The sequence below is a fragment of the Pseudoxanthomonas beigongshangi genome, from assembly GCF_016820515.1.
Taxonomy (GTDB): Bacteria; Pseudomonadota; Gammaproteobacteria; order Xanthomonadales; family Xanthomonadaceae; genus Pseudoxanthomonas_A; species Pseudoxanthomonas_A beigongshangi.
In genome coordinates this window covers 49,028-60,287 of sequence record NZ_JADHDV010000023.1, presented here as the reverse complement: position 1 = coordinate 60,287, position 11,260 = coordinate 49,028, and the positions used below count along the sequence as shown (strand labels likewise).

8 protein-coding genes are annotated in these 11,260 nt (G+C 66.0%); 7 read left to right on the top strand and 1 reads right to left on the bottom strand.

Annotated features, from left to right (window positions below; translation table 11 throughout):
- Window positions 1–84 precede the first annotated feature (84 nt).
- From IQ458_RS15780 to IQ458_RS15765, 4 genes are all read left to right on the top strand, one after another.
- A complete protein-coding gene (locus tag IQ458_RS15780) occupies window positions 85–1,317 on the top strand; it encodes a dipeptidase (RefSeq protein WP_235996895.1) in 1,233 nt (410 codons plus the stop codon).
- A gap of 623 nt (window positions 1,318–1,940) precedes the next feature.
- Window positions 1,941–3,743, top strand: a complete 1,803-nt coding sequence (locus tag IQ458_RS15775; RefSeq protein WP_203323413.1) for an EAL domain-containing protein — start codon at window positions 1,941–1,943, stop codon at window positions 3,741–3,743.
- Between the two features lie 10 nt (window positions 3,744–3,753).
- Window positions 3,754–4,632 carry an RNA polymerase sigma factor RpoH gene (gene rpoH / locus IQ458_RS15770; RefSeq protein ID WP_141455150.1) on the top strand — a complete coding sequence of 293 codons (879 nt, stop codon included), beginning with the start codon at window positions 3,754–3,756 and terminating at the stop codon, window positions 4,630–4,632.
- 176 nt (window positions 4,633–4,808) lie between these two features.
- On the top strand, window positions 4,809–5,276 hold the full coding sequence (locus IQ458_RS15765) for a DUF1203 domain-containing protein (protein WP_192199488.1): 468 nt from the start codon (window positions 4,809–4,811) through the stop codon (window positions 5,274–5,276).
- Here IQ458_RS15765 and IQ458_RS15760 read toward each other — a convergent pair.
- Complete coding sequence (locus tag IQ458_RS15760; protein ID WP_203323412.1) at window positions 5,270–6,538, bottom strand: NAD(P)/FAD-dependent oxidoreductase; 1,269 nt, start codon at window positions 6,536–6,538, stop codon at window positions 5,270–5,272. The two genes, IQ458_RS15765 and IQ458_RS15760, sit on opposite strands and share 7 nt — an antisense overlap.
- Window positions 6,539–6,790: 252 nt before the next feature.
- Here IQ458_RS15760 and IQ458_RS15755 point away from each other — a divergent pair, with 252 nt between their 5' ends.
- The 3 genes from IQ458_RS15755 (at window position 6,791) to IQ458_RS15745 (ending at window position 11,009) form a co-directional block, all read left to right on the top strand.
- Entirely contained in the window at window positions 6,791–7,441 is a 651-nt protein-coding gene (locus IQ458_RS15755; protein WP_203323411.1) for a response regulator transcription factor, read from the top strand.
- Window positions 7,442–7,518: 77 nt separating this feature from the next.
- Window positions 7,519–9,264 carry a sensor histidine kinase gene (locus IQ458_RS15750; protein ID WP_203323410.1) on the top strand — a complete coding sequence of 582 codons (1,746 nt, stop codon included), beginning with the start codon at window positions 7,519–7,521 and terminating at the stop codon, window positions 9,262–9,264.
- 137 nt (window positions 9,265–9,401) lie between these two features.
- The gene (locus IQ458_RS15745) at window positions 9,402–11,009 is read left to right on the top strand and encodes a YadA-like family protein (protein ID WP_203323409.1); all 1,608 of its coding nucleotides are present in this window, start codon (window positions 9,402–9,404) and stop codon (window positions 11,007–11,009) included.
- The last annotated feature ends 251 nt before the right edge of the window (window positions 11,010–11,260 follow it).

Sequence of the window (11,260 nt, the reverse complement as noted above, 5' to 3'; positions counted from 1 at the left end):
ACCCCCAGCCAATTGGCTGGGGGTTTTTTCTTGTCCGCTGATCGCCAACAATCGGACTTTCCTAACAGAAAGGGGATCCGGGGAATGAAGCGAAGTGTTCTGGCCATCGCCCTAGGCATGTCGTTGACCGCGCACGCATGGGCGGCAGGCAAAGAGGTCACGCCGGCCAAGGTGCGGCAGGCGCACGATTCGGCGCTGGTGCTGGATACGCACCTGGATACGCCGGCGAATTTTTCGCGTCCGGGTTGGAGCATCCGCGATCGCCATGATCATGACGGTGACCAATCGCAGGTGGATCTGCCCCGAATGAAGGAAGGTGGCCTGGACGGCGGATTCTGGGTGATCTACACCGAGCAGGGTTCACGCGACGAGGCCGGTAATCGCGCCGCTCGCGACCACGGTCTGACCCGACTGGTTGAGATTCGTGAAATGATCGCCGCCAATGCGGCCGATTTCGAACTGGTCTCGACCGCCGCCGACGCCGAACGCATCGCCGCCACGGGCAAGCGCGTTTCTTTCATCAGCATGGAAAACGCCTCGCCGCTCGCCAGCGATCCCAGCCTGCTGGAGCTCTACCACAAGCTCGGCCTGCGGATGCTGGGGATCACCCATGTCAAGAACAACGACTTTGGCGATTCAGCCACCGATGCTGCGGGTCCGCAATGGAATGGCCTGAGCCCCAAGGGCAAGGCGCTGGTGGTTGAGGCCAACCGCCTGGGCTTGATCCTGGACGCATCGCATGCGAGCGACCAGGTCTTCGATCAGTTGCTGGAGCTTTCCAAGGCACCGATCGTGCTGTCGCACACCAGTGCCGACGCGGTGTTCGATCATCCGCGCAACATCGATGATGCGCGCATCCGCAAGCTCGCGGCCAAGGGGGGCGTGATTCACGTCAACGCGTATGGCGGCTATCTGATATCGATTCCCAAGCATCCGCAGCGTGAAGCCGCGCTTGAAGCGCTTTCGCAAAAGTATGGCGAGGAAAGCGGGCGAGACGAGGCGAAGGTCCAGGCCTATCTGAAGGAGCGCGCGGAGATCGACCAGCGATTCCCCGTGCCACAGGCCACGTTCGAGGATTACATGCGGCACCTGCTGCATATCCTGAAGGTGGCGGGTCCGCAGCACGTCGGGATCGGCGCGGACTGGGACGGCGGTGGCGGTGTGGCCGGCATGGAGGACGTCGCGGCGTTGCCGAAGATCACCGAACGCCTGCTCAAGGAAGGCTATAGCGAGGCCGACATCCACGCGATCTGGGGAGGCAACCTGCTTCGCGTGCTTCGTGCGGTCGAGGCGGTAGCCGAGCCTATGCGGCGGTAGCCCGAGTAACTCCCTTCCATCGAAAGCTAACCACGCGAACAGGCTTCGCAAGGGACGTGGGCGCGCAGTAGCGCGCCCACGGAAGTGTTGGTGGTCGGTTTAAGCAAACACGGACCCGCCTTGAGGCAGGTCATCGAGCGCGACGAGATGCCGCCGCGGGCGCGGCGTCGTGCTTTTCCAACGTGTCGTCACGCGGCGTCCGTGCCATCCGCACATTCTTCAATGCCTCAGTATCCGCGGCACGACAGGCGAGTGCAGGTCGTGCGAATTCCATCGGCTTGGCGGAGCAATGAGCGCCAATGGATCGTCTATCCGTCAAACGGCATGGTGGGCAGGCAGCTCCGCGCTATCGGGGCCATTCTCAGTAGAACCGGCGGGGATGCCGATTCAAGCGCGATGACTCGTCATTGAACGCGAAGCATCACCTCCGACTGCCTTTTCGGAAATGTCCGATTCCTGCGGTGAGTCACATTGGGTGAAAGTGTAGTCCGCGACACGGAAGTCGCGGTCGAAACTTCGGCAGCCATTTCCTGGACGCTCTCTTTCCTGGCCACGGGAACCACGACCTGAGCCTGCCTCATGCGCGGCTACCGTGCCCGCTGCGAAATCTCTCCGACAGCCCCATGCATATTGCACATCCCGCCGCCGATACCGTGGCGCCCGCCCGGACCGGGCGGGCGGCGGGCGGTCGTGGGGCGGCGATGGCGGTGCGGAAGCGTTGTTGCGCAAGACTGTCACGCCGTGTCCTGCATGCGGGTGCGGTTGCGCTGATCGTCTCAATTCCGTTTTTGCTGGGCCTGGGCTGGCACCACATCCAGTGGATGATGGCCGGGCAGCAGGAGGCCGACCACGGGCGCATCGCGATGTCGAAGCTCGAGGCGATGCTGGACCAAGTTCATTCCACCGTGGATGCGAGCCTGCCGCTTGCCGCCGGCGACTGCGTGGAGGTAGTGGATGCGCTGCGGCTGAAAGCGGCGACCTTGCCACAGGCGCGATCGCTGGTCCTGGCCCGCGATGGAATGGCCTATTGCAGCACGCTGTATGGCGAAATCGCCGTGCCGACCGAAGCGATGGGGCTTTCCGATGATGCCGTGACGCTGGTCGCCGGGAACGAGGTCGCGCCGGATCGCCCCTTGCTGCTGTATCGCCTCTCGCGAGGACCTCATGAAGCGGTCGCGGTACTGGATGCGTTGCACGTCCGCCAATCATTGCAGGAAGGCCGCGAATCGGCCTGGGTGGTAGCAGCGAAGCGGCTGGAGCGCGCTGGCGGGATTCGCGTGCTGTCGCCGGATGCCGATGCGGAATCCCGTCTGGTCACGTCGTCACGCCATCCGGTGGCGATCGCCGCGGATGCCGGCGACGAGCAGGCGAAGCATTCCCGGGGCCCATCCTCCGCAGCGTGGCTGCTGATGGCGCTGGCCGGAATGCCAATGGGCTATCTGTTCCATCGCTGGACGATTCGCCGCCGGGCCTTGAAGCGGGAATTCCAGCGAGCGGTCCGGGATGGCGAGTTCGTTCCTTTCTATCAACCGATCGTGCGCTGCGCGGATCGGAACTGGGCGGGTGTGGAAGTGCTGGCACGCTGGGAGCATCCCGGGCGCGGCCTGCTGGCTCCGGACCGCTTCATGCCGCAGCTGGAGCATTCCGATTTCCTCCTGCCGATGACCGCGGGACTGATGTCTCGTGCGGCCCGGGAACTGGCCGGCATGTTGTCGCTGCTGCCGGCAGGATTCCATGTCGCTTTCAACATCACCCCCGCGCATCTGTCCGCGCGTTGGCTGCCCGAACACTGCCGGCGCTTCCTTGCCGCGTTTCCACCCGGGCGGATCGCGCTGGTCCTGGAACTGACCGAGCGTGAGGGTGTCGTTCCGGACGCCGATGTGCTGGCCGTCCTCGACGAAGTCAGGCGACTGGGCGTGCGCATCGCGCTGGATGACTTCGGCGTCGGCCATTCCAATCTCAGTCACCTGCAGGAGCTCCATGCCGACAGGCTGAAAATCGACCGGGGCTTTGTTACCCGATTGCCGGATCCGGACGGCATCACGCCGATACTGCGGACCATCCTGGATCTGGCCGAACGCCTGGACCTGGACGTGGTGGCGGAAGGGGTGGAAATCCCCGCCCAGGCGGATGCCCTGGCCCGCCACGGCGTGGCCTTCCTGCAGGGGTACCTGTTTGCCCGGCCGCTGCCGGCATCATCGCTGCCAGGCACGCTGGCAAGTCGTCCGCCTTGGTTCGGCGACGCCCGGGGAATGTTGCAACCTATTGATATGAGAGGAAAAATGACCAAGCAATCGCAGGTGGCCGGAAGCCCGCTCATGGTTCCGTTTCCCTTACGGAAGCTGAATGATTTCCGCCCATCGTTCCACTGCCGGAATGATGGGGAACTCTTTTACCGGTTAGCAGTCGAACAACCCGACTGCTAAGATGAGCCCCATGAGCCAGAACACTGCTGCCACCGCCCTGGTGGCGAACAACCTCCCCATCCCCAGCGCGCTCGGTTCGCTCGAGGCCTATATCGGCGCCGTGCACCAGATTCCGGTGCTCACGGTCGATGACGAGCAGGCGCTGGCGCGTCGCTTCCGCGACGATGAAGATCTGGACGCCGCCCGCGAGCTGGTGCATTCGCACCTGCGTTTCGTCGTGCATGTCGCCCGCGGTTACAACGGCTATGGCCTGCCGCTGGGTGACCTGATCCAAGAAGGCAACATCGGCCTGATGAAGGCGGTGAAGCGCTTCGACCCGGACATGGGCGTGCGCCTGGTGAGCTTCGCGGTGCACTGGATCCGCGCCGAAATGCACGAGTTCATCCTCAAGAACTGGCGCATCGTGAAGGTGGCGACCACCAAGGCGCAGCGCAAGCTGTTCTTCAACCTGCGCAAGTCCAAGACCCGCCTGGGCTGGATGAACGCGGAGGAAGTCAGCGCGGTCGCCAAGGATCTCAACGTGTCCGAGCGCGAAGTGCTCGAAATGGAATCGCGCCTGTCCGGTCGCGACATCGGTTTCGATGCGCCTGGCGACGAGGACGATGATCATGCGCCGCCGTCGCCGGTGAGCTACCTGATGGCGGGCGATGAGGATCCGTCGCAGGCCTACGAGCGCGCCGACAGCGAGGACAACCAGCTGGAACTGCTGCGTGAAGGCCTGGCGGGCCTGGACCAGCGTTCGCGCGACATCATCAAGCGCCGCTGGCTGGATGCCGACAGCAAGATCACCCTGCAGGAACTGGCGGACGAATATGGCGTATCCGCCGAGCGCATCCGGCAAATCGAGGCCAATGCGCTGAAGAAGATGAAGGCGCTGTTCGCCGCCTGACTTCGGCGCGCTTCGACGAAACAAGCAACGGCCCCGGAAACGGGGCCGTCTTGTTTTGTTTGTCCACGCTGCGTGCTCCATTGATGAGTGAAGGACGCGGTATTCCGCGCAAGAACCGGATGGTGACGCGACGTTGCCGGGAGGATGCTGCACCTCCGCCCCCTGGACCTTCCGTCATGGCCTACCGAATCACCGGACTCTCTCCCGACCTGTTCACCCATCTGTGGGCACTGGACGATGCGGCGCTGGCCGCGCAGTCGATACGGCGCGTGGTCGCCGACAAGGATCGGGGTTTTCCCTGCCGGGTTTCGCTGGACGATGCGCGGAGCGGCGAGACTCTCCTGCTGCTGCCGTTCCAGCACCATGGGGCGGCCGGCCCGTACCGGGCGAGCGGTCCGATATTCGTACGCCAGCAAGCGACCCGGGCGGCGGTATTCGAGGATCGGATTCCCGAGGCGTTCCTGCGCCGCCTGCTATCGGTCCGCGCCTACGATGCGGATGGCTGGATGCAGGCGGCCGAAGTCGTGGAAGGTACGCAGCTGGAACCGCTGATCGCGTCCTTCTTCCAGCGCGAAGACGTGGCGTACCTGCACGTGCACAACGCGCGTCCCGGCTGTTTCGCGGCGCGCGCGGATCGTCACTGATCCGAAGATGTCTTGTCCGGCGCGCCGAAGATGATGCGTGCGCCGCGCTGGTAGCTCCAGTAGGCCCAGGCCCAGTTCAGCAGCACGACCAGCCGATTGCGGAATCCGATCAGGAAGAATACGTGGGCGGCCAGCCAGAACCACCAGGCCAGCAGGCCGGACAGCTTGAGTCGGCCGAAATGGACCACCGCCGCCATGCGGCCGATGGTGGCGAGGTTGCCGAAGTCCCGGTAGCGGAAAGCGCTGGTGGGCTTGCCGGCCATTCGTGCGCGGATCATCGCCGCGATGTGGCGCCCCATCTGCTTGGCGGCGGGCGCGACGCCGGGGACGGGCCGACCCTGGCTCTGCACCGCGGCCAGATCACCACCGACGAAGATGTCGGGATACCCGGGAACACTGAGATCGGGCTGCACGATCACGCGCCCGGCACGATCCAGCGGGACATGCAGGGATTGCGCGAGTGGGGAAGCCGCGACACCCGCCGCCCAGACCACTGTCCTGGCGGGCACGAAGGTATCGCCGAGCTGGTAACCCGCCTCGCTGATGGCGGTGACCGGAACGCCGGTGCTGACTTCCACCCCCAGCTTTTCCAACTGGCGACGCGCGCGCGCGGACAGATCTTCGGGGAAGGAGGCCAGGACACGCGGACCGGCTTCGATCAGGCGCACGCGTGCCTCACCCGGGTCGATGTTGCGGAATTCGTTCTTCAGCGTATGCCGCGCGATCTCCGCCAGCGTGCCGGCCAGTTCCACGCCTGTGGGACCGCCGCCGACGATCGCGAAGTTCAGCCAGGCGGCGCGGCGTGCCGGATCCGGCTCGGCCTCGGCCCGTTCGAATGCCACCAGCAGGTGGCGCCGCAGGTATAGCGCATCGTCCAGCGTCTTCAGGCCGGGAGCGTGCTTGGCCCACTCGTCGTGGCCGAAGTAGGCATGGGTGGCGCCGGTGGCCAGCAGCAGGTAGTCATAGCCCAGGGAGCCGGCATCACCCAGTTGCAGCCGGCGTGACTGCGGGTCCACCAGGGTGACCTCGGCCAGTCGCACTTCCACGTTGGCCTGGCGGCGCAGGATGTGGCGCAACGGCGCGGCGATGTCGGGTGCGGACAGGCCGGCGGTCGCCACCTGGTAGAGCAGCGGCTGGAAAAGGTGATGGTTGCGGCGATCGATCAGGGTGATCCGCACCGGCGCCTTGGCCAGCGCCCTGGCCGCCCACAAGCCGGCGAAACCCCCGCCGATGATGACGACGTGGGGACGGGAAGCGCTCATCGAAGCCCTCCGCGGGCGTGCGCGGCCCAGGAATGATGCCGGACAGGCGCCGACGGCAACGTCGACGGGAGGAGAGCGACGGTATCCATGCAGGGAATTCTGGCATGGACGCGGGCATACGCAAGACGGAAGCACGCACCCGTGCATGCGCGGGTCATCCCGGTCCAAGTTAGACTTGGCCGCCGGAGCCGACAAATGTGCGACGGTGCAGGGGGAATGATGCAGCCACAGCCGATCACACTGGATGCAGTGTTGGTCATCGAGGACGATCCTGTCGTTCGCCGCCGGATTTCACGGCTGGTGGCCGGGATCGCCGAACCGGACGCGCGGATCGTGGACGTCGATTGCCTGGCGTCCGCGCGGTCGAGCCTGCGGGAACACCCCTTCGCGCTGGCGCTGGTGGACGTGCAGTTGCCGGATGGCAGCGGCATCGACCTCATCGCCTGGATGCAGCAACACGCACCGGGCACGCAGGCGGTCATCGTGTCCGCCTGGGCGGAGGAGGAAATCATCCTCGCGGGCGTGCGGGCGGGTGCGGTCGGGTATCTGCTGAAGGAGCGCGATGACGCCGAGATCCTGATGTCCCTGAAAAGCCTGCGTGAAGGCGGTGCGCCCATCGATCCGATGATCGCCCGCCGCATCCTGGCGCTGCTGCCGGCGGCCATGGCGGCGCCCGCCGCCTCGACCACACGAGAAGCGCGACAGGAGGCCTCCCTCTCCGACCGCGAGCGCGAAATCCTCGGACTGGTGGCACAGGGGTTCAGCAATCGCGAGATGGCGGATCTGTTGTCGTTGTCACGGCTCACCATCGAATGCCACACCAAGAACATCTACCGCAAGCTGGCGGTGGGTTCGCGCACGGCGGCGGTGTTCGAAGCCCGGGCCATGGGACTGCTGCCGTGAGCTTGCGCGTGCGTGTCTGGATACTCCTGTTGTGCCTGCTATGGCCTGGATTGGCAGGGGCGCAGCCGGCCCGGACGGTGACCATTGATCGCGCCGAGGCGGTGCGGGCTGGTTGGAATGAATCCGCACCGCCGGACCGTGGCTGGGAGCCCGTGCAGTTGGTCGACTTCTGGAACACGCGCTGGCCGGATCATGATGGCGTCGTCTGGTATCGGTTGCGATGGCAACAGGCGGATACCCGCCAGCCCATCGGCCTGCTGGTGAACTACATCTGCCTGTCCGGCGCGATCTACGTCAACGGCAATCTGGTGGCGCGCGACCCGAGTCTGGTCGAGCCGCTGTCGCGCGCCTGGGTGGCGCCGTATTACCAACTGATTCCGTCGACGCTGCTGCGCCAGGGCGAGAACACCCTGATGGTGCGGGTTTCGGGCCTTTCGGCCTACCAGCCCGGATTCGGTACCGTGACAGTGGGCGAACCCGCTGCCGTGCAAGCGTTGTATCGACAGGAACGTTTCGCGCGCCACGACATCAAGTTGATCAACGTCGCCATGAGCGTGGTGATGGGCGGCCTGTTCCTGATGTTGTGGCTGTTCCGCCGCCAGGATTCGGTCTACGGCTGGTTCGCCCTGTCGGAGCTGGCGGGATCGCTGTACTGCGCGAACTACATCGTTTCCAGTCCCTGGCCGTTCACCACGACCGACGGCTGGCAGGCGTTCGTGGCGGCGATGTACCTGGTGACCGGCGCGAGCTACACGATGTTCCTGTTCCGCTACGCGGAGCGGCGGTTTCCGCGCATCGAGACGATGATGGCGCTGGCGAGCGTGGCCGCGGTCGCAACCGCCCTGCTGGCGCCGGGCTGGATGGGACCGGCGCGCACGCCGTGGATCGTGCTGGGAGGCCTGTTCTTCTACCTCGGCATCGGCTACTTCCTGGCGCAGGCGTGGCGGCGGCGGCGGATCGATTTCCTGGTGCTGGCCGCTTGCCTGCTGTTGCCGGTGCTGGTGTCCTTCTATGACTTCGCCCTGTTCTTCGGCTGGGTGCACAGCGACACCTATCTGCTGAGCCTCACCTCGGTGTTGACGCTGATCGGCATCGGTTTCGTCCTGTCCCACCGCTTCGTCGCCGCGATGCGGCGCATCGAAGGATTCAACGAGGAGCTGCAACAGGAAGTGGCGGCGGCGACGTCGCGCCTGTCGGACACGCTGTCGCAGCAGCACGCGCTGGAGCTGGCGCATGGCCGGGCGGGAGAGCGCCTGCAACTGGTGCGCGATCTGCACGACGGTTTCGGCGGCACCCTGGTGGGCGCCATCGCCCAACTGGAGAACGCACCGGAAGACACGACCAAGGCGCAGATCGTGGGCACGCTGAAGGAGATGCGTGACGATCTGCGGCTGGTGATCGACAGCACCGCGCGGGAGCAGGCGGCGCTGGCGGCACAACTGGCGCCGCTGCGGCACCGGTTGGGCCGATTGCTGGAAACCGCCGATATCGACAGCCGGTGGCAACTGGAAGGACTGGACGGCATCGAACTCGGTCCCGCGCGCAGCCTGGACCTGATGCGGCTGTTGCAGGAAGCGCTGACCAACGTGTTCAAGCACAGCCGGGCCCGCCAGGTGAATGTCCGCCTGGCGAGGGCGGATGACCGGTTGCAGTTGCATATCGAGGACGACGGACAGGGCTTGGCGGGCGAGGGCGATGGGTTGGTCCCCGGTGCCGGGCTGGGCAGCATGCGGGCGCGCGCCCAGCGCCTCGGCGGGCAGCTCCGCATCGAATCGAACACCGGGGGAACCCGGCTGCGGCTGGAGTTTCCACTGCTGGCCTGAGCCAGGCCCGCGCGCGTCGACAGGAGGACTACCTGATTCCGGGGATGTCCGATGCGGACGACGGAGGGCACGCTCTTGCGCGCCCGGGAAGACGAGACGTCTTCCGGGGAAACCGTCCGTCACGCTGGAGCGCCCCCATGGATTCCGTCCACTCTGTCCGCCGCCGATTCCCGACGGTTTCCGTTCTCGTACCCGGGGTCTGCGGCGTACTTCTGGCTGCGGCGCTGGTGCTGCCGATGCCCACAGCGTTCGCACAAGCGACCGGCGGAACCGGAACCGAACCCTGCACCCAGAATCCAGGCAGCCAGGACATCGCATGCGGCACGGGGAGTTCCGCGAGCAATGCTGGCCAGCCCGGTCCTAATGAGCCTGGCTGGACCAGCTCGGCCGGTGGTGCCGGTGGCACCGGCAACACGGCCATCGGCAACGGCGCCCAGTCGGGCAACGGCGGCACGGGCGCCAACGGCACGGCGGGCGGCAACGGTGGCGTGGGTGGAACCGGGGGATCACGCAACATCGCGATCGGCCAGAACAGCCAGGCCGGGTTGGGCGGCGGCGGCGGCGAGGGTGTCGCGGGGGGCACAGGGGGCATGGGGGGGAGCGGCGGCAATGACAACATCGCGCTGGGCAACAACAGCGTGGCCGGATCGGGAGGGAATGGCGCTGACATGTGCTGCGGCTTCCCTGGGGCAACCGGGACAGCGGGAACGAATGGCAACACCGCACTCGGGAATGGCGCCAGCGCCACGGGTGGCAATTCGGTGGCACTGGGCGCCGGCAGCAACGATGGCGGCGAGGCGAACGTCGTCTCGGTGGGATCCGCATCATCCCAGCGCCGCGTGACCCATGTCGCGGCGGGCACCGCCGCGAACGACGCGGTCAATGTTGCGCAGATGAACAATGGCGATGCCGCGACGCTGGCGTCGGCCAATAACTATGCCGACGCGCGGGAAGCCGCTGTCCGCAGCGACATGGCGGCGGGCAACGCGGCGTCCCTGGCCGATGCCCAGGCCTACGCCGACACCGTGACTGAGAATGCCTTGACGGCCGCCAACAGCCATGCCGATGCGGGGGATGCGCAGACGTTGAGCGCGGCGATGAGCCATGCCGATGCGGGCGATGCACAGACGTTGAGCGCGGCGATGAGTCATGCCGACGCGGGCGATGCGCAGACGTTGAGCGCGGCGATGAGCCATGCCGAAGCAGGCGATGCGCAGACGTTGAGCGCGGCGAGGAGTCACGCCGATGCGGGTGACGTGCAGACGTTGAACGCGGCGAGGAATCACGCCGATGCGGGCGATGCGCAGACCTTGAACACGGCGAGGAGTCATGCCGATGCGGGTGACGCGCGGACATTGGATGCCGCCCGCGACCACGCCGATGCCGGCGATGCGGCGACGCTTGCCTCCGCGAATGCGTATACCGATGCCCGCTTCTCAGAACTTACCGGACTGGCGGACGATTTCGAGGCTTTCCGCGGCGACGTGGATCGTCGCATCAACCAGATGGATCGCCGGATCGACAAGATGGCCGCGATGAGCGGAGCCTATGCCGGCATGGCCATGAACACCGCCGGTCTCGCGGGCAGGAACCGGGTCGGCGTGGGCGTCGGTTCGCAAGGCGGGGAACAGGCAATGGCGATCGGCTACCAGCGCGTGGTCGGAAACCGCGCCAGCGTTTCGATTGGCGCGGCGTTCGGTGGCGGCGAGAAGAGCGTATCGGCCGGCGCGGGATTCAGCTGGTAGCAAATCGGAACGGGATACACGGGCGGGCACTCCACATTTCGGCTGGAGAACACCCGGCGGGCATGGCCGCCAGGAGGAGATATCCCGGGAAACAACGCGCGGACAGGTTCGTGATGACGCGGCCCTGGCGCAGGCCGGGAACGGGCGCGGCGCGCCTGCCGATCGCGGGTGTCGGCGGCATTGGCCGCCGGCAGGAAAAATTCCCGTTCTTTCCTCCATGCAATGCGCCATGCCGAAGAACTTCGCTACCA

Excerpts from the sequence above, each read along its gene's own strand:
- rpoH (WP_141455150.1), top strand. The coding sequence starts at position 3,754 with ATGAGCCAGAACACTGCTGCCACCGCCCTGGTGGCGAACAACCTCCCC.
- IQ458_RS15780 (WP_235996895.1), top strand. The coding sequence starts at position 85 with ATGAAGCGAAGTGTTCTGGCCATCGCCCTAGGCATGTCGTTGACCGCG.
- IQ458_RS15760 (WP_203323412.1), bottom strand. The coding sequence starts at position 6,538 with ATGAGCGCTTCCCGTCCCCACGTCGTCATCATCGGCGGGGGTTTCGCC.
- IQ458_RS15765 (WP_192199488.1), top strand. The coding sequence starts at position 4,809 with ATGGCCTACCGAATCACCGGACTCTCTCCCGACCTGTTCACCCATCTG.
- IQ458_RS15745 (WP_203323409.1), top strand. The coding sequence starts at position 9,402 with ATGGATTCCGTCCACTCTGTCCGCCGCCGATTCCCGACGGTTTCCGTT.
- IQ458_RS15775 (WP_203323413.1), top strand. The coding sequence starts at position 1,941 with ATGCATATTGCACATCCCGCCGCCGATACCGTGGCGCCCGCCCGGACC.